Source organism: Klebsiella sp. SWET4, from assembly GCF_024296565.1.
GTDB classification, from domain to species: domain Bacteria; phylum Pseudomonadota; class Gammaproteobacteria; order Enterobacterales; family Enterobacteriaceae; genus Klebsiella; species Klebsiella variicola.
Window position 1 is genome coordinate 305,897 of the sequence record NZ_JANCOB010000002.1, and the last position, 22,227, is coordinate 328,123.

Genomic DNA, 22,227 nt, shown 5'->3' on the forward strand with positions numbered 1-22,227 from the left:
GTGGCTTTTTTTATGCCGGCGATTTAATCCTGACGCAGCACTTTGTGGCCGTAATCAATAAGCGCATCGGTCACCCGGCGCATCATGCGGCTTTCCGGCGCAAAGCGGTGCCAGTACAGCATACGACGCTGGAACAGACCGGGCGTGAGGTCAATAAGCTCGCCGCTTTTCAGCTCTTTTTCGATTTGCAGATGCGGGATCATACAGCAGGTAGTGCCCTGGCGCGCCAGCTGCACGAAGGCTTCTGATGAGTTAACAATGTGGCAGGGGACGCTACCCGGCGGCAGGTCGAAGTTTTGCTGCAGGAACGCCTGATGCATATCGTCCAGATGATCAAAGGCGACGACCGGCGCTTTCAGCAGCGCAGAACGCGTCACGCCGTTCGGGAAATAGCGTTGCGCAAACTCTTTTGAGGCGACAAACAGGTAATCGAGCGCGCCGAGCTGATCCACCAGGCAGCTTGGCAGCGCCTGCGGCTGGATACTCACTGCGCCCACCACTTCCCCACGGCGCAGGCGCTCCTGGGTGCGGGTTTCATCTTCCACCTGCAGGTTAAGACGAATAGGGGAGTCTGACAGAACATTGGCCAGCGCCGGCAGCAGCCAGGTGGCCAGACTGTCGGCGTTCACCGCCAGCGACAACAGCAGCGGCGTGGAGCCGGTCTGCTCGTCGCCCAGCCACTCTTCTTCCAGCAGTTCAACCTGGCGTAACAGGGCCAGCAGCTTTTGCCCCTGCTCGGTGGGGCGTGGCGGCACGGTGCGCACCAGCAGCGGTTGACCGAACATATTTTCCAGCTGCTTAATACGCTGTGAGACGGCGGACTGGGTAATACATAGCTTCTGCGCGGCGCGCTCAAATCCTCGTTCCCTAATCACCGCATCCAGCGCTTGTAGTGTCCTGTAGTCCGGTCGTTTCATTATTCTGGCGTGCCCCCATAACTAATCGTTATCTCGCACTATGACATAAATTTTTATTTGATACAGACGAAATTGGTCTGCTCAGTTGTGTGATCTGCATCGCAGGGACATTTCCACTGTCGATGTTCTATAATGCGCCACAGGCATTCACATCTCGGACCATAATTATGACGCAGGATGAACTGAAAAAAGCAGTAGGTTGGGCGGCGCTGCAATACGTACAGCCAGGGACCATTGTCGGCGTAGGCACCGGCTCGACGGCGGCCCATTTTATTGACGCGCTGGGCACGATGAAGGGGCAGATTGAAGGCGCGGTCTCCAGCTCCGATGCCTCTACCGAAAAGCTCAAAAGCCTCGGGATCCCCGTCTTCGATCTCAACAGCGTCGATCGCCTGGGGATCTATGTTGATGGCGCGGATGAGATCAACGGCCATATGCAAATGATCAAAGGCGGCGGCGCGGCGCTGACCCGTGAGAAGATCATCGCTTCGGTCGCCGATAAATTTATCTGCATCGCCGATGCCTCCAAGCAGGTTGATATTCTCGGCGCATTCCCGCTGCCGGTTGAAGTCATTCCGATGGCGCGCAGCGCCGTCGCGCGTCAACTGGTCAAGCTGGGCGGTCGTCCGGAGTACCGTCAGGGCGTGGTGACCGATAACGGCAACGTCATCCTGGACGTGCATGGCCTGGAAATTCTTGATGCTGTCGCGCTGGAGAATGCCATCAACGGCATCCCTGGCGTCGTGACAGTAGGGCTGTTCGCCAACCGCGGGGCCGACGTGGCACTGATCGGTACGGCCGATGGCGTGAAAACCATCGTAAAATAGTCTGTCCGCAGGGAGCCAGTCGGCTCCCTCGCAAATATTTTTTCACCTGGTGCAATTTGGTGACTTCTGTCACATTTATGCAACCATTCTGATTAACACGCTACCATTAATCTTCTTTCTGGTGTTTTGTCCTGTCATTTCCCTCTGGATGACATTTCTTCAGGACGGCGACGCAAACGTTCATATTGCCGCGATAGTTTTTTTTGATATGTTGCTGAGACGAACTTTCGTTCAGCACGACATCAGTTAAGACAAAACAGGACGGGGAAATGGCTAAGGTATCACTGGAAAAAGACAAGATTAAATTTCTGCTGGTTGAAGGTGTGCATCAAAAGGCAATCGATAGCCTTCGCGCAGCAGGTTACACCAACATTGAATTTCATAAAGGCGCGCTGGACTCCGAACAGCTGAAAGCGTCGATCCGTGATGCCCATTTCATCGGCCTGCGTTCCCGTACCCATCTGACTGAAGAGATTTTCGCCGCGGCGGAAAAACTGGTTGCCGTGGGTTGCTTCTGCATCGGTACCAACCAGGTCGATCTGAACGCCGCCGCGAAGCGCGGTATTCCGGTGTTTAACGCGCCATTCTCGAATACCCGTTCGGTGGCCGAGCTGGTCATCGGTGAGCTGCTGCTGCTGCTGCGCGGCGTGCCGGAAGCCAACGCCAAGGCGCATCGCGGCGTATGGAATAAGCTGGCGGTCGGCAGCTTTGAAGCGCGCGGCAAGAAACTGGGGATTATCGGTTACGGCCATATCGGTACCCAGCTCGGCATTCTGGCGGAATCGCTGGGGATGCATGTCTTCTTCTATGATATTGAAAATAAACTGCCGCTCGGCAACGCCACCCAGGTTCAGCATCTCTCCGACCTGCTGAACATGAGCGATGTGGTCAGCCTGCACGTTCCGGAAAACGCCTCCACCAAAAACATGATGGGTGCGGAAGAGCTGGCGCTGATGAAGCCGGGCGCGCTGCTGATCAACGCCTCCCGCGGTACCGTGGTGGATATTCCGGCGCTATGCGATGCGCTGGCGAGTAAGCATCTGGCCGGGGCGGCTATCGACGTCTTCCCGACAGAACCCGCCACCAACAGCGACCCCTTCACTTCGCCACTGTGCGAGTTTGATAACGTGATCCTGACTCCGCATATCGGCGGTTCGACCCAGGAAGCGCAGGAGAACATCGGTCTGGAAGTGGCTGGCAAGCTGGCGAAGTACTCTGACAACGGGTCAACCCTGTCGGCAGTTAACTTCCCGGAAGTTTCTCTGCCGCTGCATGGCGGCCGCCGTCTGCTGCATATCCATGAGAACCGGCCGGGCGTCCTGACCGCCATCAACCAGATCTTCGCCGCGCAGAGCATCAACATTGCCGCGCAGTATCTGCAAACGTCGCCGCAGATGGGCTACGTGGTTATTGATATTGAAGCGGAAGAAGATGTTGCCCAGCAGGCGCTGCAGGCAATGAAAGCGATCCCGGGGACTATCCGCGCCCGTCTGCTGTTCTAATCATTTTTGCCTCTCGGGCAGGTCGCGTACCTGCCCGTTTTTTTGTTAATACTTTCCAGGCTGAAATTCTCGTCCTCGCGTACCTACCAACTCCAGGTTTTTCCCGGGGTGATCACCGCCGGCAGCGGGATATCCCACTCTTCGCTTGGCAGGCTATCCACCTGCTGGCAGTCGTGCGCGTAGCCTACCGGCTGCAGGCGATACTGCTGCCAGTTTTGCAGCGTACGGTCGTAAAAACCGCCGCCCATTCCCAGCCGTTGGCCACTGACATCGAAGGCCACCAGCGGGGTCACCAGCACATCGAGTTCAGCGAGCGGCAGCACGTCCCGCACATCGAGCTTCGGTTCGCGGATTTTCAGGCGATTCACTATCAGTTGGCTCTGAGGATGGTAGTGTAAAAACAACAGGTTTCCGGGGCTAAACGGATGCAGCACCGGGAGATACACCCGCTTGCCGGCGCGCCAGAGCTGGTCGATCAGCGGCTGGGTGTCCAGCTCGCCGTCAAAGGAGAGGAACAGCGCCACGGTATGAGCGAGTATGACCGGCGGCCAGGCCATCATCCGCTCCGCGGCCTGTTGGGCAAACAGGCGCTGTTGCTCCGGGCTGAGCGCGCGGCGACGCTCGCGGATCTGCTGGCGAATATGCTGTCTGGAGAGCGGGATATCAGGCTGTAGGGTCATACAGGTCTCATTACGAGCAAGCGAAACAGTACGAGGAAGTGTAATACAGGGCGGCAGCAGCCGAAAACTAGAGCGTTGGGATAATGCGAACTAAAGAAGGGAATCTCCGAGATGCCGCCGCAGGCTGTAACCCTTGAACCCTTGGTTCAAGGTGAATGTGTCGTCACAGTTTTAAGGCTTCTCGGACGAACCGAGCATGCTCACCAACCGTGGAGCGCCACATTCTTGTGGTATGAAATATCGGCTCAGGGGACTGGCCCGCTTGCAAACATCTCAGAGAAATTTTGTTCTGGAATTACTCTAACACAGTTAACTGCAAAGTGTTATTCAAACTTTGACCCTGGTCTTTCGCTTATGCGACCTTGCTCAAGCAATGCCTGTTCAATGGTCTGCTGAAGCATCCGAATGCGCTGCTCCATGCTCGAAGCGTAGTCGCGGGTCTTCGCTTTTTCCTGAGTCAACTCATAGCTGATGTTCAACGCGGCGATGAAGACCAGCTGCTCAGTATTTGTGACTCTAGTGCGTTCTTTTAAATCTTGCAACCGCTGATTAAGGTCTTCAGCTGCCTGATTCAGGGCATCCCTTTGTTCAGGCGGGCAATTCACTCGCAGTGAACGGCCGAAAATTTGGAGATCTACGGGTTGTGCAGACATGCCACCTTCCTGCTGATTGACTGCGCTGCCTTCACATCCGAGCCTGGGTCTGCGAAGGGGCGACACTATAGCTACCCTGGTGCAGGGATACAAGCCCTTTTCTGGTTCACCAGGGTCCAAAGTGGTAGCATATCATGAATATTCCTCCCAACGATGACGAATGCGCATGTCTATACAGAACGAAATGCCTGGTTACAACGATGTAGACCAGTTACTGAACCAACAAGGGGTCGGCCTCACCCCAGCCGAAATGCACGGTTTGATCAGCGGATTGCTGTGCGGCGGCAACACGGACAGCAGCTGGCTGCCGCTGGTGCACGACCTGACCAACGAAGGGCTCGCCTTTGGTCATGAACTGGCCCAGGCGCTGCGTAACATGCATTCCGCCATCAGCGATTCACTGGATGACGACGGTTTCCTCTTTCAACTGTATCTGCCGGAAGGCGATGCGGTAAGCGTCTTCGACCGCGCCGACGCTCTCGCCGGTTGGGTCAACCATTTCCTGCTCGGCCTTGGCGTCAGCCAACCGAAGCTGGATAAAGTGAAAGACGAGACCGGGGAAGCGATTGACGATCTGCGTAATATTGCCCAGCTGGGCTACGATGAAGACGAAGATCAGGAAGAGCTGGAGATGTCTCTGGAGGAGATTATCGAGTATGTCCGCGTTGCCGCACTGCTGTGCCACGACACATTTTCTCGTCAGCAGCCAACCGCACCGGAAGTCCGCAAACCGACATTACACTAACTAAAATTCGTTCAGGGGGCGTCATGACTCAGCAGGAATTTCTCTCGCGTCGCCAGGCGCTGCTGGCGCAGATGCAGCCAGGCAGCGCGGCGCTGATTTTCGCCGCACCGGAAGCGGTGCGTAGCGCAGATTCGGAATATCCCTACCGGCAGAACAGCGATTTTTGGTACTTCACCGGCTTCAACGAACCGGAAGCGCTGCTGGTGTTGATTAAAAGCGATGAAACGCACAACCATAGCGTGCTGTTTAACCGGGTTCGCGATCTGACCGCTGAGATCTGGTTCGGTCGCCGTCTGGGCCAGGATGCCGCACCGGCGAAGCTCGGTGTGGATCGTGCGCTGGCGTTTAGCGAAATCAACCAGCAGTTGTATCAGCTGCTCAACGGCCTGGATGCTATCTACTTCGCCCAGGGTGAATATGTCTATGCCGATGAGATTGTGTTTAACGCCCTCGAAAAACTGCGCAAAGGCTCTCGCCAGAATCTGCAGGCGCCGAACTCGGTCATCGACTGGCGGCCCATCGTGCATGAGATGCGCCTGTTTAAATCTGCGGAAGAGCTGGCAGTGATGCGCCGCGCCGGCGAAATTTCCGCCCTTGCCCATACCCGGGCGATGGAAAAATGCCGTCCTGGCATGTTCGAGTATCAGCTGGAAGGCGAAATTCTCCATGAATTCAACCGCCACGGCGCGCGTTTCCCGTCCTATAACACCATCGTTGGCGGCGGCGAAAACGGCTGCATTCTGCACTACACCGAAAACGAATCCGAGTTGCGCGATGGCGATTTAGTGCTGATTGACGCCGGCTGCGAATATCGCGGCTATGCGGGCGATATCACCCGCACCTTCCCGGTTAACGGTAAATTCAGCAAACCGCAGCGTGAAATCTACGACATCGTGCTGGAGTCGCTGGAAACCGCGCTGGAGCTTTATCGTCCGGGCACTTCGATCTATCAGGTTAACCAGGAAGTGGTGCGCATTATGGTTACCGGCCTGGTGCGGCTGGGGATCCTGAAAGGCGAGATTGACGAGCTCATCGCCAATAACGCCCACCGTCCGTACTTTATGCATGGCCTGAGCCACTGGCTGGGGCTGGATGTGCACGATGTCGGTAACTACGACACCGACCGTTCGCGCATACTGGAGCCGGGAATGGTGCTGACCGTCGAGCCGGGGTTATATATCGCCACCGATGCCGACGTGCCGGCCCAATATCGCGGCATCGGCATTCGTATTGAAGATGACATCGTCATTACCGAAGACGGCAACGAAAATCTCACCGCCAGCGTGGTGAAGAAGGCGGATGAGATCGAGGCGCTGATGGCGGCGGCGCGCCAGTCATGAGCGTGCTGATCGTCGGCGGCGGGATGACCGGGGCGACGCTCGCGCTGGCCATCTCCCGTTTGACCGGCGGCGCCCTGCCGGTCCATCTGATTGAGGCGCAGGATCCGCATTCGTCACGCCATCCCGGTTTTGACGATCGGGCAATTGCCCTGGCGGCCGGTACCTGCCAGCAGCTGGCGCGCATTGGTATCTGGCAGACCCTGGCTAAACGAGCGACGCCCATCCAGCAGGTCCACGTCAGCGACCGTGGTCACGCTGGTTTTGTGAACCTGGCGGCGGCCGATTACGGCTTGTCGGCGCTGGGGCAGGTAGTTGAACTCCACGATGTCGGCCAGCGGCTGTTTAGCCTGCTGCGCGAGGCGCCGGGCGTCACCCTGCACTGTCCGGCGAAAGTGGAAGCGGTCAGCCGCCGCGAGGAGAGCGTCAGCCTTACGCTTGAGGGCGGCGAAATCATCAACGGTAAGCTGCTGGTGGCGGCGGACGGTTCCCGTTCGTCGCTGGGCGCTCACTGCGGCATCAGCTGGCAGCAGCAGCCGTATGAGCAGATAGCGATCATTGCTAACGTTAGCACTGCGTTGCCGCACGAAGGCCGCGCCTTCGAGCGCTTTACCGAGCATGGTCCGCTGGCGATGCTGCCGATGTCGCAAGGGCGCTGTTCGCTGGTGTGGTGCCATCCGCAGTCGCGGCGCGACGAGGTACAGAGCTGGTCTGACGAACATTTTTGTCAGGCGTTACAGCAGGCATTCGGCTGGCGGCTAGGGCGTATTACCCATGCCGGTAAGCGCAGCGTCTATCCGTTAGCCTTAACCACCGCCACCCGTGCGGTGTCGCATCGCCTGGCGCTGGTCGGTAATGCGGCGCAGACGCTGCATCCGATCGCCGGGCAGGGCTTTAACCTCGGCCTGCGCGACGTGATGAGCCTGGCGGAGATGCTTGCCGATGCGCATGTGGCCCGCGACGATGTGGGCGATTATTCCCTGCTGTGCCGCTACCAGGCACGGCGGGCAGGTGATAAAGCCGCCACTATCGGTGTCACCGATGGGCTGGTGCATCTGTTTGCCAACCGTTGGGCGCCGCTGGTGGCGGGGCGCAACGTCGGTCTGATGGCCATGGACTTATTTACCCCGGCGCGCGATGCGCTGGCGCAGCGTACCCTCGGTTGGGTTCCCCGTTAAGGAGTAAAACGTGCAAAGTGTTGATGTTGCCATTGTTGGCGGTGGAATGGTGGGACTGGCGGTAGCCTGCGGTTTACAGGGCAGCGGCCTGCGCGTCGCGGTGCTGGAGAAAGCAGCGCCGCAGCCTCTGGCCGCCGATGCGCCGCCGGCGCTGCGCGTTTCGGCGATCAATGCCGCCAGCGAAAAGTTGCTGACTAAGCTGGATGTCTGGCGCGAGATCGTCGCCCAGCGCGCCAGCTGCTATCACGGTATGGAAGTGTGGGACAAAGACAGCTTCGGCCGCATTAGCTTCGATGACCAGAGCATGGGCTTTAGCCATCTGGGCCATATTATTGAAAATGCCGTGGTGCATCACGCATTGTGGCAGAAAGCGCAGCGCTGCGCTGACGTCACCCTGCTGGCGCCTGCGGAACTACAGCAGGTGGCGTGGGGTGAAAACGAAGCCTTTCTCAGCCTGCAGGACGGCAGCATGTTGACCGCGAGGTTGGTGGTGGGCGCTGATGGCGCGAATTCATGGCTGCGTAATAAGGCCGATATTCCGCTGACCTTCTGGGATTACCACCATCATGCGCTGGTGGCGACGATTCGCACCGCTGAGCCGCATCAGGCGGTGGCACGCCAGGCGTTCCATGGCGAGGGTATTCTGGCCTTCCTGCCGCTCAGCGATCCGCACCTGTGCTCGATCGTCTGGTCGCTGTCGCCAGCGGAAGCGAAGCGGATGCAGGAGGCTGATGAAGCCACTTTCAACCAGGCGCTGAATATCGCCTTCGATAATTGCCTCGGCCTCTGCCAGCTGGCAAGCGAACGTGAAGTTTTCCCGCTGACCGGCCGCTATGCCCGTCAGTTTGCCGCCCACCGCCTGGCGCTGGTCGGCGATGCCGCGCATACCATCCACCCGCTGGCCGGGCAGGGGGTGAACCTTGGCTTTATGGACGCCGCCGAGCTTATCGACGAGTTGAGGCGCCTGCATGCGCAGGGGAAAGATATCGGCCAGCATTTGTACCTGCGCCGCTATGAGCGCAGCCGCAAACACAGCGCCGCGCTGATGCTGGCGGGTATGCAGGGATTCCGCGAAATGTTCTCCGGCAGCCATCCGGCGAAGAAATTCCTCCGCGACATGGGGCTCAAACTGGCCGATTCGCTGCCTGGCGTAAAACCGCAGCTGATTCGTCAGGCGATGGGCCTCAACGATCTCCCCGCCTGGTTACGTTAACCCCGTCACACTTCTTTTACCCGGCCTGCGCGCCGGGTTTTCTCCCTCATTTGAAATATTCTAATTTCACCTCTTTTTTCGCATTAGTTTTATTAATGCGTTCTTTTTTTTGTTAAAGAAATTAGGCCCGTAAAATCGCATAAAACACCATCATTACCTTATCGATGAAAGCTTTATGTTAATTTTATGTGGCATAAATCGCTTTTTTCCAGTCAATAACTCTGTAGGCTTTTCGGCGGATTTTAGTCATAAGCTAATGTGATGCCCTGAATGAGCTTATGGTTTAGCGCCGGGTTCGGTGGTAAGTTCAGGCAAAAGAGAACGTTTGCGTCGGCGTCCGTCAGCGGTGCCGTCGCCGAATTTCGTGGCGCAAAATCGCCGACAATCTCGTGGCTGGTTCCGTTTTATTCGATGAGGAAAAGATGGCTCAACAGACTCCGTTGTATGAACAACACACGCTATGCGGCGCTCGCATGGTGGATTTCCATGGCTGGATGATGCCGCTGCATTACGGATCCCAGATTGATGAGCACCATGCGGTGCGCGGCGATGCAGGGATGTTCGATGTGTCGCATATGACCATCGTCGATTTCCACGGCAGCCGGATCCGCGAGTTCTTGCGCTATTTGCTGGCCAACGATGTGGCGAAGCTGACCACCCCAGGCAAAGCGCTCTACACGGGAATGCTTACCGCCTCCGCTGGCGTCATCGATGACCTGATTGTCTATTTCCTTTCTGAAGATTATTTCCGCCTCGTTGTTAACTCCGCCACCCGCGAAAAAGACCTCGCCTGGATCTCCGAGCAAGCTGAACCTTACGGCCTTGAAATTACCGTTCGCGACGATCTGTCGCTGATCGCGGTGCAGGGCCCCCAGGCGAAAGCGAAGGCGGCGACGCTGTTTACTGATGCGCAGCGTCAGGCCGTGGAAGGCATGAAGCCGTTCTTTGGCGTGCAGTCCGGCGACCTGTTTATCGCCACCACCGGTTATACCGGCGAAGCGGGCTATGAAATTGCGATGCCGAACGAGCAGGCGGCTGATTTCTGGCGCGGTCTGCTGGACGCTGGCGTTAAGCCGTGCGGTCTCGGCGCGCGTGACACCCTACGCCTGGAGGCCGGGATGAACCTGTATGGCCAGGAGATGGACGAAGGCGTCTCCCCGCTGGCGGCGAACATGGGCTGGACTATCGCCTGGGAGCCCGCCGATCGTAACTTTATCGGTCGCGAAGCGCTGGAGATGCAGCGCGAAAAAGGCACCGAGCAGCTGGTTGGCCTGGTGATGACCGAGAAAGGCGTCCTGCGCGGCGGCCTGCCGGTCCGTTTTACCGATAGCGACGGTAATCAAAAAGAAGGCATTATTACCAGCGGCACCTTCTCGCCGACCCTGGGCTACAGCATCGCGCTGGCTCGCGTACCGGCCGGGATTGGCGACACCGCGGTGGTGCAAATTCGTAACCGTGAAATGCCGGTAAAAGTGACTAAACCTGGTTTTGTACGCAATGGCAAAGCCATTGTGTGATTTCCCTTTTTTGGAGATGAATTGATGAGCAACGTACCAGCAGAACTGAAATACAGCAAAGAACACGAATGGCTGCGTAAAGAAGCGGACGGCACCTATACCGTCGGGATCACCGAGCATGCGCAGGAGCTGCTGGGCGACATGGTTTTCGTTGACCTGCCGGAAGTGGGCGCCACCGTTGAAGCGGGCGCTGATTGCGCCGTTGCTGAATCCGTGAAAGCGGCTTCTGATATCTACGCGCCGATTAGCGGTGAAATCGTTGCCGTCAACGAAGAGCTGAACGACTCGCCGGAACTGGTCAACAGCGACCCGTACAGCGACGGCTGGATCTTCAAAATTAAAGCCAGCGACGAAGCGCAGGTTGCCGCACTGCTGGATGCGACCGCTTATGAAGCTCTGTTAGAAGACGAATAAATACGCTTCATCCTTCACGCTGCAGGGGCGTTGGCTTCCTGGCTCCCCCCGGTCACTTACTTTTGTAAGCTCCCGGGGAGTCGCTGTGTCGCCGCCTTCCTGCAACGCGAATGATTTTGCGTATTCTGGCCCGGTAAGCATCAGCGCTTGCCGGGCAAACCAGTCAGACAATCACGATTCACCGCACGTTTCAGGAACCATCGCTCATGACTCAGACTTTAAGTCAGCTTGAAAACCGCGACGCCTTTATTGAACGTCACATTGGCCCGGACGCTCAGCAGCAGCAAGAGATGCTGAAGACCGTCGGCGCGGATTCGCTTAACGCCCTGATTGGCCAGATTGTGCCGCAGGATATCCAGCTGGCGACCCCACCGCAGGTGGGCGACGCGACTACCGAATTCGCCGCGCTGGCGGAGCTGAAGGCGATTGCCGGTCGCAACAAGCGCTTCAAGTCTTACATCGGCATGGGCTATACCGCCGTGCAGCTGCCGCCGGTCATTCAGCGCAACATGCTGGAAAACCCGGGCTGGTACACCGCCTATACCCCTTACCAGCCGGAAGTCTCCCAGGGCCGTCTGGAGTCGCTGCTCAACTTCCAACAGGTCACGCTGGATCTGACCGGGCTGGATATCGCTTCCGCTTCGCTGCTCGATGAAGCCACCGCCGCCGCCGAAGCGATGGCGATGGCCAAACGCGTCAGTAAACTGAAGAACGCCAACCGTTTCTTCGTTGCCGCCGATGTCCATCCGCAAACCCTGGACGTGGTGCGCACCCGTGCGGAAACTTTCGGCTTCGACGTGATCGTCGATGACGCCGACAAAGTGCTCGATCACCAGGATGTCTTTGGCGTGCTGCTGCAGCAGGTGGGCACCACCGGTGAAATCCACGATTACAGCAAACTGATCGCCGAGCTGAAAGCGCGCAAAGTGATTGTCAGCGTCGCCGCCGACTTTATGGCGCTGGTGCTGCTGACGGCGCCGGGCAAGCAGGGCGCGGATATTGTCTTCGGTTCCGCCCAACGCTTCGGCGTGCCGATGGGCTATGGCGGCCCGCACGCGGCCTTCTTCGCGGCGAAAGATGAATTCAAACGCTCCATGCCGGGCCGGATTATCGGCGTATCGAAAGATGCGGCGGGTAATACCGCGCTGCGCATGGCGATGCAGACTCGCGAGCAGCATATCCGCCGCGAGAAAGCGAACTCCAACATTTGTACCTCGCAGGTTCTACTGGCCAACATCGCCAGCCTCTACGCGGTATTCCACGGCCCGGCGGGCCTGAAACGTATCGCTGGCCGCATTCATCGCCTGACCGATATTCTGGCCGACGGCCTGCAGAAGAAAGGGCTGAAGCTGCGTCATGCGCACTACTTCGATACCCTGTGCGTCGAAGTGGCGGATAAAGCTGCGGTGCTGGCGCGTGCCGAAGCGCTGCAGATTAACCTGCGTAGCGATATTCACGGCGCGGTTGGCATTACGCTCGATGAAGCGACCACCCGCGAAGATGTGCTGAACCTGTTCCGCGCCATCGTCGGCGACGATCACGGTCTGGATATCGATACCCTGGATAAAGACGTGGCGCTGGATAGCCGTTCGATCCCGGCGGCGATGCTGCGCGACGATGCGATCCTCACCCATCCGGTGTTTAACCGCTACCATAGCGAAACCGAGATGATGCGCTACATGCATGCGCTGGAGCGTAAAGATCTGGCGCTGAACCAGGCGATGATCCCGCTGGGCTCCTGCACCATGAAACTGAACGCCGCGGCGGAGATGATCCCGATCACCTGGCCGGAATTTGCCGAGCTGCACCCGTTCTGTCCGGTCGAGCAGGCGGAAGGTTATCATCAGATGATCGCCCAGCTTTCTGACTGGCTGGTGAAACTGACCGGCTATGACGCCGTCTGTATGCAGCCGAACTCCGGCGCGCAGGGCGAGTATGCTGGCCTGCTGGCGATTCGCCACTATCACGAAAGCCGCAACGAAGGCCATCGCGATATCTGCCTGATCCCAAGCTCCGCGCACGGCACCAACCCGGCTTCCGCGCAGATGGCGGGTATGCAGGTCGTGGTCGTTGCCTGCGACAAAAACGGCAACATCGATCTTGCCGACCTGCGTGAAAAAGCAGAGCAGGCAGGGGCGAATCTCTCCTGCATCATGGTCACCTATCCGTCAACCCACGGCGTGTATGAAGAGACCATCCGTGAAGTGTGCGAGATCGTGCACCAGTTCGGCGGCCAGGTTTATCTCGATGGCGCCAACATGAACGCCCAGGTCGGGATCACTTCTCCGGGCTTTATCGGCGCCGACGTTTCGCACCTCAACCTGCATAAAACCTTCTGCATTCCGCACGGCGGCGGCGGTCCGGGTATGGGCCCTATCGGTGTGAAAGCGCACCTGGCGCCGTTTGTACCGGGCCACAGCGTGGTACAGATTGAAGGTATGCTGACCCGTCAGGGCGCGGTTTCCGCCGCGCCGTTCGGCAGCGCTTCCATTCTGCCGATCAGCTGGATGTATATCCGCATGATGGGCGCGGAAGGCCTGAAGCAGGCGAGCCAGAACGCGATCCTTAACGCCAACTATATCGCTACCCGGCTGAAAGAGGCTTACCCGGTGCTCTATACCGGCCGCGATGGTCGCGTGGCGCACGAATGTATTCTCGATATTCGTCCGCTGAAAGAAGAGACCGGCATTAGCGAGCTGGATATTGCTAAACGCCTGATCGACTTTGGTTTCCATGCGCCGACCATGTCCTTCCCGGTTGCCGGGACGCTGATGGTTGAGCCGACAGAATCGGAAAGCAAGGTAGAGCTGGACCGCTTTATTGACGCCATGCTGGCGATCCGCGCGGAAATCGACCGCGTCAAAGCCGGTGAATGGCCGCTGGAAGACAACCCGCTGGTGAACGCGCCGCACACCCAGGGTGAGCTGGTGAGCGAGTGGAACCATCCGTACAGCCGCGAGCTGGCGGTATTCCCGGCTGGGTTGCACAACAAGTACTGGCCGACGGTGAAACGTCTGGATGATGTCTACGGCGACCGCAACCTGTTCTGCTCCTGCGTGCCGATGAGCGAATACCAGTAAGTGGTGAATTAGCTAAACTTTTAAAGGCGCTGCGGCGCCTTTATTTTTTGGAGGGAAGGTATGGCGATAGCTCTGATTAGCGGCGCGAGCCGCGGCATAGGCCGGGCGACGGCGCTGCTGCTGGCGCAGGAAGGGTATACCGTCGCGGTTAATTATCATCACAACATTAACGCCGCCACCGAAGTGGTCAATACCATTGTTGAATCTGGCGGCAAAGCCACGGCGCTGCGGGCGGATATCAGCGATGAAGCGCAGGTGATGGCGATGTTTGAGGCGGTTGACCGCATGGGCGAACCGTTGACGGCATTGGTCAACAATGCCGGGATCCTGTTTACCCAATGTACGGTGGAGAGCCTGAGCGCCGAGCGTATTAACCGCGTGCTGGCCACCAACGTCACCGGCTACTTCCTCTGTTGTCGTGAGGCGGTAAAGCGCATGGCGCATCGGCATGGCGGCAAGGGCGGGGCGATAGTTAACGTGTCGTCGGCGGCCTCGCGCCTTGGCGCGCCGGGCGAGTACGTTGACTATGCCGCGTCGAAAGGGGCGGTAGATACCCTGACCACCGGGCTGGCGCTGGAAGTGGCGGCGCAAGGGATCCGGGTGAACGGCGTGCGTCCGGGGCTGATTTATACCGAGATGCACGCCTCCGGCGGCGAACCGGGACGCGTGGACCGGGTAAAAAATTCGCTGCCGATGCAGCGCGGCGGCCAGCCGGAAGAGGTCGCTCAGGCCATTGCCTGGCTGCTGAGCGACAAAGCGTCGTATGTGACGGGCAGTTTTCTTGAACTGGCGGGCGGTAAATAACCCATAGATGTCTATTGCCCGGCGGCGCTGCGCTTGCCGGGCCTACGGGGTAACCCTTCCCGGATGGCGGCTACGCCTTATCCGGGCTACCCAACGATGCGTACCCGTAGCCCGGCTGAGCGCAGCGCGAGCCGGGTAACCTTCCCGCATGCGGCTACGCCTTATCCGGGCTACCCAACGATGCCTACCCGTAGCCCGGCTAAGCGCAGCGCGAGCCGGGGAAACCGACGGTCTACCAGGAGGCCAGCCACAGCCTCAGGCGCATTCCCCAACGGCTGGTCCAGCCGGTGGTAACCGACTTCACCTCGCCTTGAGAAATGACCACCAGCGTTGGCGTCACCCGAATGTCCCACTGCCGCGCCAGTTGGCCGCTCGGGTCATTCACCGTCGGCAGCGTCATTTTCTTCCTGGTCAGCCACTTCTCCAGCGCGGCGTTATCGCCGGAACGCAGGGCTACCGTCAGCACATTGCCGCCGTCGGCGGCAAGTGATGCCACCGACGGCGTGGTATAGCGACAGACTCCGCACCAGGTCGCCCAGACGTACAGCAGCAGCGGCTTTTGCTGGCTCATGGCGTTCAGATCCAGCGTCCTGCCGTCGAGTGTCTGCAGCGATGTGGCGCTGACGTTTTGCGGCAGCGCGGGCTGGCGAAAATAATCCACCGCCAGGCTCACCGCCGCGCCAATCAGCAGCCACACCGCCAGCTCGCGCAGCCAGCGCCTGAATTTACTGGCCACGGGTTTTCCCCAGCTGTTCTTTCACCAGCCCCTCCAGGTCTTCAGCAGGGATCGCGCCGGCCACCATCTGATCGCCGATGATGGTCGCCGGGGTGCCCTGAATATTCAGCACCTGCGACAAAATCAGGTTCATCTTCAGCGAATCCATGGTCTTGTCATCAATACTGACGCCATCGGTGGCGGTTTTCTTCTGTGCGGCGGCGATACTGGCGTCATCGTGATAGCCTTTTTTTGCCATCAGCCGCTGATGCAGCGCCCAGAATTTATCGGGCTGCTGACGCCAGGTGGAGAGCGCGGCTTTAGCGGCATTCACCGAACTCTGCCCTTTAAACGGCAGCAGCTTAACGATGAGCTGAATATCCGGATTATCGTGGACGATTTTTTCCAGCAGCGGATCAAACTGTTTGCAGTAAGGACAGTTGTAATCGGTAAACGAGACGATTGTGAGTTTTGGCTCTTTCGCGCCGGTGCGCGGGCTATTCGGATCGTTAAACAGCAGCTGGGCTAACTGGTCATTACCGTTCGATTGTGGTTCTTCCGCCGGTGCGGCGAAGCTGAAGGCCGATACGCACAGCAGTAATAAGGCGGTGATAGCTCTCATGTTATTTTCCTTTAGCGGCGGACAGGGTGGCGAGAAGTTGTTCGCGGTCTAACAGCGCAGGCAGAATTTGTCCCTGCGGCAATCCCGGTCCGTAAATCTGGTTAAACGGCACCGCGGCGTTGCCGCGTGCGGTTAAAAACTGACTAATGTCGGCGGAGGGTCGGCTCCAGTCGCCGCGTAAGGCGACCACGTCTGGCGCTGATAGCGCCTGCTGGATGTCGTCGCGCAGCAGCACGTTGTATTTATTGGCTTTACAGGTCACGCACCAGTCGGCGGTGACATCAATAAATACCCGTTTATGCTCCGCAAGGCCGTTAGCGATAGCCTGCTCGCTGAGCGGCTGCCAGTTAACCCGGTCGCGGCGCGGGCCCTGGCCGTCTTGTTGGACGACAAAGGCGACGGCGCCCGCCACAACGATGGCCAGAGCGCCCGCGCGCAGCGCCGTACGCCAGCGGTAGCGCCAGGCGGTGGCCAATAGCAGGACGATGGCCAGAATCACCAGCAGGGTAAGCACCGGCGTACGGCCGATGTGGATCGTCAGCAGGCTAACCAGCCATAGCGCTGAACCAAGCATCATTAGCCCCAACACCACGCGCAGATGATTCATCCAGAGGCCTGGACGTGGAAGTCGTTGCGCCAGACCCGGCCAGGCGACAATAAGCAGCCACGGCAGGCTCATGCCGATCCCCATGGCGAAGAAAATCCCCCACAGCAGCGGCAACGGCGCCACCAGCGCCACCGACACGGCGGTACCGAGGAACGGCGCGGTACAGGGCGTCGCCAGCAGGGTGGCGAAGGCGCCCTGCCAAAAATGGCCCATCAAGCCGTTGCCGCCGCGGGTGGCGAGGAAGGTACTGGCGCTGGAGGAGAGACGGATTTCGAATAGTCCCAATAAACTGGCGCTGAACAGCACCATCACCAGTGCCATCGCGCCGATAAACCACGGGTTCTGGAACTGGATCCCCCAGCCGAGCGCCTGATTACCTAAGCGTAGCGCGGTCATCATCAGCGCCAGCGCCAGGAAGGAGACGACGATCCCGCATACCGAGGCGAGGAACTGCCGCCGCACCGCGCCGCGTTCACGACGTTCGGTTTGCACCAATGAGCCGAGTTTCATCGCCAGCACCGGCAGCACGCAAGGCATGACGTTGAGAATAAGCCCGCCGGCCAGCGCCATCAGCAGCACCCAGCCTAACGCCAGCCCCGGCGCGGTACTGCCGGCGGCGACGGCGATTTGGCTTTCCTGCGCCTGGCCGCTATCGGCCAGCACCAGCGACAGCGTTTTGCCGCTCAGATCCGGCGCCGCTTCGCCCCAGCTATCGGTGACCGGTACGGTGGCGGTTAACGTATCGCCGCGGCTGGTAAAACTCGGCGTGCCGAAATCGACATCCTCCATGCTGTCGATAAATAGCGCTGGCTGCTGCCAGCCGGCATCGCGGCGGGCGGTTACCGTCAGTTTGCCGCTGACGTAGCTGGCGCTAAGCGCCGAGGTGAGACCGTCGCGCAGCGGCAGCGTGCCCATCGCGCGGGTGAAATCGTAATTAAATCGCTCCCCCGCCGGAGCCGTCATATCCAGCGAAAAGGGGTAGTCAGTGAGAATGCAGACATTGCTGCAGGTAGAGAGCGTCAGGACGCCGCTAAGCGTCGGCGGTATTTTCCCGCGCAGGGTCATCGGGAAGCTGACGTTGCCGTGATACCCCTGAGTGGAAATACCCGCGACGTCGAAGCGCTGCGGCGTCGGCCAGCGCCAGTTAACCTCCAGCGGCGTGTGCCAGGCGATAGCTGGCGCGATGCCGCCTTCGCCCGGCGAACGCCAGTAGGTTTTCCAGCCCTTACCCAGCGCTACGTCTAAAAGCAGGCGGGTGTCGCCATTGCTTCCGCTTTGCGCCCGCAGGCGCACGCTGGCGTGTTGATTGTCGGCGACGCGCAGCCAGCCGCTATCGGCGGCCTGGCTGACGGGCAGCCATAGCCAAAGCAGGCAGACCAGCAGTCGCCTGAATACCATAAACATAAATTTTCTCCGTAAGTAATAAATTAACCTGAGCTGTCAGGAGAATTAATCACTCACGGAAGACGCATAATCGCAGATGCACCCGCAATCGGGGTGGGGAGATAACGCGGGGAGGCCACTGGCGTTCGATACGCGGCGGGATCGCCGCCAGCACCGCCAGCAGCAGAGTGATAGCCAACAGCGCCCCTTCAAACAGCATCGGCGGAACGGCCATCAGCGACTTGGCGCTGAGCTCGCACGGCGTGACCGGCGCCTCGGCCTTATCCGGGTTTTGCTGTAGCGACGGGCTGTCGGCGGTGAGGTTCATGACCAGCGCGTGCATCCCGGCCATCCGCTGGGCGGTGCAGGTCAGCACCACCAGACAGGCCAGGAGGACAAAAAGAATGGCTTTGCGTTGTCGCTTAATCATGATCGCCTCAAATATTCACGCGGCCTATCTTATCGGGCGAACGCGTTTTGGCAATGGTAAAGCTGTAAAGAAGTGTCTGGCGGATAAGTGATTTGCCCCCTCCCGGCCGGGAGAGGGCGGTCAGTTACAGATTCTCACCGTTGCTGGCGATAACCGCTTTGTACCAGTTAAAGCTCTTCTTGCGCGAGCGGGACATGTCGCCGGTGCCGTCATCGTGTTTATTGACGTAGATGAAGCCGTAGCGTTTGCTGTACTGCCCGGTAGTGAAGGAGACGCAGTCGATGCAGCCCCATGGGGTATAGCCCATCAGATCGACGCCGTCATAAGTCACCGCTTTGATCATCTCTTCGACGTGGGCGCGCAGATAATCGATGCGGTAGTCATCGTTGATGCTGCCGTCAGCTTCGACTTTGTCGTAGGCGCCGAAGCCGTTTTCCACGATAAACAGCGGCTTCTGGTAGCGCTCATACAGTTCGCACAGGGCGTAGCGCAGGCCAACCGGGTCAATCTGCCAGCCCCAGTCGGAGGCTTTGACGTGCGGGTTCGGCACGCTGCCTTCGAAACCGGAAATGGCATCGCCGGTGCCGCCCTCAGCTTTCACCGCGTTGGTCATGTAGTAGCTGAAGCCGAGGTAGGCGCAGGTGCCTTCGCGCAGGATCTGCGCGTCGCCGTCTTCCATTTTGATGTTGAAGCCACGGCGTTCCCATTCATTCAACACATAGCTCGGGTAGTAACCGCGCAACTGGACATCGGTAAAGACGTAGCGTTCGCGCATCGACTCCTGGGCGAACATGACATCTTCCGGTTTGCAGGAATAAGGGTAGAGGGCGACCATCGCCAGCATGCAGCCGACCTGCATTTCCGGGTTGATACGACGGGCCGCTTTCACCGCCAGCGCGCTGGCGACAAACTGGTGATGCAGCACCTGGTACATGGTCTCTTCCGGATTTTCATGCTCGGTATAGACCACGCCGGAACAGCAGTAGCCGAACAGCGGCGCGCGCCAGTTGCGCTGGTTATTGATCTCGTTGAAGGTCATCCAGTATTTCACTTTGTGCTTATAGCGCTCGAAGACCACTTCGGCGAAGCGTACAAAGAAATCGACCACTTTGCGGTTGGTCCAGCCGCCGTACTGCTGTACCAGATGCAGCGGCATTTCAAAGTGGGAAAGGGTGATCACCGGCTCGATGTTGTACTTCAGCAGTTCATCGAACATGTCATCGTAGAATTTCAGCCCTTCTTCATTCGGCTGAGTTTCGTCGCCCTGCGGGAAGATGCGGGTCCAGGCAATAGAGGTGCGGAAGCATTTGAAGCCCATCTCAGCGAACAGTTTGATGTCTTCTTTGTAGTGGCCGTAGAAATCGACCGCTTCATGATTAGGGTAATATTTACCCGCTTCGACCTGGTGGGTGATTTCGCGCGGTACGCCGTGCGCCCCGCCGGTCAGCACGTCGCAGATGCTCGGGCCTTTGCCGCCTTTATTCCAGCCGCCTTCAACCTGATGCGCGGCGACCGCGCCGCCCCACAAAAAGTCTTTGGGAAGAGTCAATTTTTTCATCTGTGCTAATCTCTCTGAATAACTATTGCGATTGAGTCTAGCAAAGCGAAATTGAATGTCACGATATAACAAATTCCGCTAAACGTAATATGTTACATCGAAAAAACAGGCTGTTATTTTTAGCTGATTTTGCGCGCTAATTTACGTCCTAGCGATTCAAGGATATAGATCACCGGAATTTGCGTTGTAATATCGTAGACGCCGCCGATGCGCGTCTGCGGCACGTGCCAGGAGAGATTGAAATCAGCCAGTTTCGCCAGTCGCGAATGCTCGTGGCTGGTAATCGACATCACCTTGCAGCGGTGCAGGCTGAACTGGCTGGCGAAGCGCAGGATCTCTTCGGTTTCGCCGGAGACGGAAAGCACGATCGCCAGCGCGTTACGGGCCATATCATTGGTTACCGGAAAATAGGGGTCGTCAATATGGTTGCTGAATTTCCCGACGTTGGAAAAGAAGCGTGCGCCATATTTCGCCAGCGCGCCGGAGGTGCCGGCGCCGACGAAAATAATACGTTCCGAAGCGAGAATAATATCCACGGCCTGCTCGAGTAATTCATCGAACTCGTCATTATTGACGCTTTTAAAAAAGCTCATAATTTCGCTGGCGCCGATATTTGCCTGTTGAGGCTCATTCTGCTCAAGATATAATTTAAAGCGTACGCGAAATTCAGAGTAGCCCTCGCACTGCAGTTTGCGGCAGAAGCGCAACACGGTGGTGGTGGAGACCCCGGCGGCCTCGGCCAGTTCGCGGATGGTCATGTACATCACTTTGTCACGATTCTTAATGACATAGTGATAGACCATCATCTCAAGATTATTGAGACTGGCGACAGCGGCGTGGGAGAACATACTCACAGTGGCGAACTCACAATTCATAATGACCAGGACGGAATTATATCATGCAGGCCAATGACATTACCTTTTTTCAGCGTTTTCAGGAGGACATCCTTGCCGGGCGCAAAACGATTACTATCCGCGATGCGGCGGAATCGCATTTTAAACCGGGTGACGTCCTGCGCGTTGGGCGCTATGAAGATGACGGCTATTTTTGCACCATCGCCGTGACCGCCACCTCGACGGTGACGCTCGATACGCTAACTGAACAGCATGCTCAACAGGAGAATATGACCCTCGAACAACTGCGGCAGGTGATTAGGGAAATCTATCCTGCGGAAGATCGGTTTTATGTTATTGAATTCAAACGCCTTTAAATAAAACCGGCACAGCTGTTAGTTGAAATAACATTGTAACATTATGATTTTAATGTATTTACAAATATACATCGTTTTATTTTAGCTAACAGGTGTTCACTGGAATCATTCTCAGTTACCCTAAGTGGGCAATGAAAGCGTTCTTGTTTTCACGGAGTCAAATATGGTGCGCAAACCATTAATCACTCAGGGATATTCTCTGGCAGAGGAAGTTGCCAACAGCATCAGCCACGGGATCGGGCTGGTGTTCGGTATTGTCGGCCTCGTGTTGCTGCTGGTGCAGGCGGTAGACACCAACGCCAGCGCGACGGCGATCACCAGCTACAGCCTGTACGGCGGCAGCATGATTATGCTGTTCCTCGCCTCTACGCTCTATCACGCGATCCCGCATCAGCGGGCGAAACAGTGGCTGAAAAAGTTCGACCACTGCGCTATCTACCTGCTGATTGCCGGGACCTACACGCCGTTTTTGCTGGTGGGGTTGAATTCACCGCTGGCAAAGGGGCTGATGATCGTCATCTGGAGCCTGGCCCTGCTGGGGATCCTGTTTAAGCTGACCATCGCACACCGCTTTAAAATTCTGTCGCTGGTGACTTATCTGACCATGGGCTGGCTGTCGCTTATCGTGGTCTATCAGCTGGCAGTGAAGCTGGCGGTGGGCGGCGTAACGCTGCTGGCGGTCGGCGGGGTGGTGTACTCGCTGGGGGTCATCTTCTACGTCTGCAAACGTATTCCCTATAACCACGCTATCTGGCACGGCTTCGTGCTCGGCGGCAGCGTGTGTCACTTCCTGGCGATCTATCTGTACGTCGGCCAGTCCTGATAAACATTCCAC

Annotated in this window: 21 protein-coding genes and 1 other RNA gene; 12 read left to right on the forward strand and 10 right to left on the reverse strand. The window is 58.0% G+C overall.

Annotated features, from left to right (window positions below):
- Positions 1–23 precede the first annotated feature (23 nt).
- Entirely contained in the window at positions 24–917 is an 894-nt protein-coding gene (gene argP / locus NKJ21_RS08300) for a DNA-binding transcriptional regulator ArgP (RefSeq protein WP_008806448.1), read from the reverse strand.
- Positions 918–1,084: 167 nt separating this feature from the next.
- Here argP and rpiA point away from each other — a divergent pair, with 167 nt between their 5' ends.
- Positions 1,085–1,744, forward strand: a complete 660-nt coding sequence (gene rpiA, locus NKJ21_RS08305; RefSeq protein WP_008806447.1) for a ribose-5-phosphate isomerase RpiA — start codon at positions 1,085–1,087, stop codon at positions 1,742–1,744.
- Positions 1,745–2,013: 269 nt separating this feature from the next.
- Entirely contained in the window at positions 2,014–3,246 is a 1,233-nt protein-coding gene (gene serA / locus NKJ21_RS08310) for a phosphoglycerate dehydrogenase (protein WP_008806446.1), read from the forward strand.
- Between the two features lie 83 nt (positions 3,247–3,329).
- Here serA and NKJ21_RS08315 read toward each other — a convergent pair whose 3' ends face one another.
- The 3 genes from NKJ21_RS08315 to zapA form a co-directional block, all read right to left on the reverse strand.
- Positions 3,330–3,926, reverse strand: a complete 597-nt coding sequence (locus NKJ21_RS08315) for a 5-formyltetrahydrofolate cyclo-ligase (RefSeq protein WP_023323260.1) — start codon at positions 3,924–3,926, stop codon at positions 3,330–3,332.
- A 99-nt stretch (positions 3,927–4,025) separates the two neighbouring features.
- Positions 4,026–4,209: non-coding RNA, 6S RNA (gene ssrS, locus NKJ21_RS08320), on the reverse strand.
- 40 nt (positions 4,210–4,249) lie between these two features.
- Entirely contained in the window at positions 4,250–4,579 is a 330-nt protein-coding gene (gene zapA, locus NKJ21_RS08325; RefSeq protein WP_004205298.1) for a cell division protein ZapA, read from the reverse strand.
- Between the two features lie 166 nt (positions 4,580–4,745).
- Between zapA and NKJ21_RS08330 the strand changes: the two genes are divergently transcribed.
- From NKJ21_RS08330 to NKJ21_RS08365, 8 genes are all read left to right on the forward strand, one after another.
- Positions 4,746–5,324, forward strand: a complete 579-nt coding sequence (locus tag NKJ21_RS08330) for a YecA family protein (protein WP_008806444.1) — start codon at positions 4,746–4,748, stop codon at positions 5,322–5,324.
- 23 nt (positions 5,325–5,347) lie between these two features.
- Positions 5,348–6,664 carry a Xaa-Pro aminopeptidase gene (pepP, locus tag NKJ21_RS08335; protein ID WP_049156557.1) on the forward strand — a complete coding sequence of 439 codons (1,317 nt, stop codon included), beginning with the start codon at positions 5,348–5,350 and terminating at the stop codon, positions 6,662–6,664.
- Entirely contained in the window at positions 6,661–7,839 is a 1,179-nt protein-coding gene (gene ubiH / locus NKJ21_RS08340) for a 2-octaprenyl-6-methoxyphenyl hydroxylase (protein WP_254732832.1), read from the forward strand. The genes pepP and ubiH overlap by 4 nt, the downstream gene beginning before the upstream one ends.
- A gap of 10 nt (positions 7,840–7,849) precedes the next feature.
- Positions 7,850–9,052: an FAD-dependent 2-octaprenylphenol hydroxylase gene (gene ubiI, locus NKJ21_RS08345; protein WP_012540581.1), complete on the forward strand. Its 1,203-nt coding sequence runs from the start codon at positions 7,850–7,852 to the stop codon at positions 9,050–9,052.
- 422 nt (positions 9,053–9,474) lie between these two features.
- The gene (gcvT, locus tag NKJ21_RS08350) at positions 9,475–10,569 is read left to right on the forward strand and encodes a glycine cleavage system aminomethyltransferase GcvT (RefSeq protein WP_008806440.1); all 1,095 of its coding nucleotides are present in this window, start codon (positions 9,475–9,477) and stop codon (positions 10,567–10,569) included.
- 24 nt (positions 10,570–10,593) lie between these two features.
- Positions 10,594–10,983 (forward strand): glycine cleavage system protein GcvH, encoded by a 390-nt coding sequence (gene gcvH, locus NKJ21_RS08355; RefSeq protein ID WP_008806439.1) that lies wholly within the window; start codon positions 10,594–10,596, stop codon positions 10,981–10,983.
- Positions 10,984–11,189: 206 nt separating this feature from the next.
- Complete coding sequence (gcvP, locus tag NKJ21_RS08360; protein WP_012540583.1) at positions 11,190–14,063, forward strand: aminomethyl-transferring glycine dehydrogenase; 2,874 nt, start codon at positions 11,190–11,192, stop codon at positions 14,061–14,063.
- A 60-nt stretch (positions 14,064–14,123) separates the two neighbouring features.
- The gene (locus NKJ21_RS08365; protein WP_008806437.1) at positions 14,124–14,867 is read left to right on the forward strand and encodes an SDR family oxidoreductase; all 744 of its coding nucleotides are present in this window, start codon (positions 14,124–14,126) and stop codon (positions 14,865–14,867) included.
- Positions 14,868–15,099: 232 nt separating this feature from the next.
- On the opposite strand, the gene NKJ21_RS08370 is transcribed toward NKJ21_RS08365, so the two are convergent.
- The 6 genes from NKJ21_RS08370 to NKJ21_RS08395 all read right to left on the reverse strand — a co-directional run bounded on the left by NKJ21_RS08370 (position 15,100) and on the right by NKJ21_RS08395 (position 21,030).
- On the reverse strand, positions 15,100–15,603 hold the full coding sequence (locus NKJ21_RS08370; protein ID WP_049156554.1) for a protein disulfide oxidoreductase: 504 nt from the start codon (positions 15,601–15,603) through the stop codon (positions 15,100–15,102).
- On the reverse strand, positions 15,593–16,204 hold the full coding sequence (locus tag NKJ21_RS08375; protein WP_049156551.1) for a DsbA family protein: 612 nt from the start codon (positions 16,202–16,204) through the stop codon (positions 15,593–15,595). Before NKJ21_RS08375 ends, NKJ21_RS08370 begins: the two co-directional genes overlap by 11 nt.
- A gap of 1 nt (position 16,205) precedes the next feature.
- A complete protein-coding gene (locus NKJ21_RS08380; RefSeq protein ID WP_254732834.1) occupies positions 16,206–18,215 on the reverse strand; it encodes a protein-disulfide reductase DsbD in 2,010 nt (669 codons plus the stop codon).
- Between the two features lie 49 nt (positions 18,216–18,264).
- A complete protein-coding gene (locus NKJ21_RS08385) occupies positions 18,265–18,624 on the reverse strand; it encodes a hypothetical protein (RefSeq protein WP_012967243.1) in 360 nt (119 codons plus the stop codon).
- A gap of 124 nt (positions 18,625–18,748) precedes the next feature.
- On the reverse strand, positions 18,749–20,182 hold the full coding sequence (gene bglA / locus NKJ21_RS08390) for a 6-phospho-beta-glucosidase BglA (protein WP_012967244.1): 1,434 nt from the start codon (positions 20,180–20,182) through the stop codon (positions 18,749–18,751).
- 119 nt (positions 20,183–20,301) lie between these two features.
- On the reverse strand, positions 20,302–21,030 hold the full coding sequence (locus NKJ21_RS08395; protein ID WP_012967245.1) for a MurR/RpiR family transcriptional regulator: 729 nt from the start codon (positions 21,028–21,030) through the stop codon (positions 20,302–20,304).
- Positions 21,031–21,080: 50 nt separating this feature from the next.
- Between NKJ21_RS08395 and yqfB the strand changes: the two genes are divergently transcribed.
- Positions 21,081–21,392 carry a N(4)-acetylcytidine aminohydrolase gene (gene yqfB / locus NKJ21_RS08400; protein WP_008806430.1) on the forward strand — a complete coding sequence of 104 codons (312 nt, stop codon included), beginning with the start codon at positions 21,081–21,083 and terminating at the stop codon, positions 21,390–21,392.
- Positions 21,393–21,555: 163 nt separating this feature from the next.
- Entirely contained in the window at positions 21,556–22,215 is a 660-nt protein-coding gene (locus NKJ21_RS08405; protein ID WP_008806429.1) for a hemolysin III family protein, read from the forward strand.
- The last annotated feature ends 12 nt before the right edge of the window (positions 22,216–22,227 follow it).

What these genes read in the sequence shown, in the direction of transcription:
- serA (WP_008806446.1), top strand. Translation starts at nt 2,014, where the DNA reads ATGGCTAAGGTATCACTGGAAAAAGACAAGATTAAATTTCTGCTGGTT.
- zapA (WP_004205298.1), bottom strand. Translation starts at nt 4,579, where the DNA reads ATGTCTGCACAACCCGTAGATCTCCAAATTTTCGGCCGTTCACTGCGA.
- bglA (WP_012967244.1), bottom strand. Translation starts at nt 20,182, where the DNA reads ATGAAAAAATTGACTCTTCCCAAAGACTTTTTGTGGGGCGGCGCGGTC.
- gcvH (WP_008806439.1), top strand. Translation starts at nt 10,594, where the DNA reads ATGAGCAACGTACCAGCAGAACTGAAATACAGCAAAGAACACGAATGG.
- pepP (WP_049156557.1), top strand. Translation starts at nt 5,348, where the DNA reads ATGACTCAGCAGGAATTTCTCTCGCGTCGCCAGGCGCTGCTGGCGCAG.
- rpiA (WP_008806447.1), top strand. Translation starts at nt 1,085, where the DNA reads ATGACGCAGGATGAACTGAAAAAAGCAGTAGGTTGGGCGGCGCTGCAA.
- ubiH (WP_254732832.1), top strand. Translation starts at nt 6,661, where the DNA reads ATGAGCGTGCTGATCGTCGGCGGCGGGATGACCGGGGCGACGCTCGCG.
- NKJ21_RS08405 (WP_008806429.1), top strand. Translation starts at nt 21,556, where the DNA reads ATGGTGCGCAAACCATTAATCACTCAGGGATATTCTCTGGCAGAGGAA.
- argP (WP_008806448.1), bottom strand. Translation starts at nt 917, where the DNA reads ATGAAACGACCGGACTACAGGACACTACAAGCGCTGGATGCGGTGATT.
- yqfB (WP_008806430.1), top strand. Translation starts at nt 21,081, where the DNA reads ATGCAGGCCAATGACATTACCTTTTTTCAGCGTTTTCAGGAGGACATC.
- gcvT (WP_008806440.1), top strand. Translation starts at nt 9,475, where the DNA reads ATGGCTCAACAGACTCCGTTGTATGAACAACACACGCTATGCGGCGCT.
- NKJ21_RS08365 (WP_008806437.1), top strand. Translation starts at nt 14,124, where the DNA reads ATGGCGATAGCTCTGATTAGCGGCGCGAGCCGCGGCATAGGCCGGGCG.
- NKJ21_RS08385 (WP_012967243.1), bottom strand. Translation starts at nt 18,624, where the DNA reads ATGATTAAGCGACAACGCAAAGCCATTCTTTTTGTCCTCCTGGCCTGT.
- NKJ21_RS08395 (WP_012967245.1), bottom strand. Translation starts at nt 21,030, where the DNA reads ATGTTCTCCCACGCCGCTGTCGCCAGTCTCAATAATCTTGAGATGATG.
- NKJ21_RS08330 (WP_008806444.1), top strand. Translation starts at nt 4,746, where the DNA reads ATGTCTATACAGAACGAAATGCCTGGTTACAACGATGTAGACCAGTTA.
- NKJ21_RS08315 (WP_023323260.1), bottom strand. Translation starts at nt 3,926, where the DNA reads ATGACCCTACAGCCTGATATCCCGCTCTCCAGACAGCATATTCGCCAG.
- gcvP (WP_012540583.1), top strand. Translation starts at nt 11,190, where the DNA reads ATGACTCAGACTTTAAGTCAGCTTGAAAACCGCGACGCCTTTATTGAA.
- NKJ21_RS08380 (WP_254732834.1), bottom strand. Translation starts at nt 18,215, where the DNA reads ATGTTTATGGTATTCAGGCGACTGCTGGTCTGCCTGCTTTGGCTATGG.
- NKJ21_RS08375 (WP_049156551.1), bottom strand. Translation starts at nt 16,204, where the DNA reads ATGAGAGCTATCACCGCCTTATTACTGCTGTGCGTATCGGCCTTCAGC.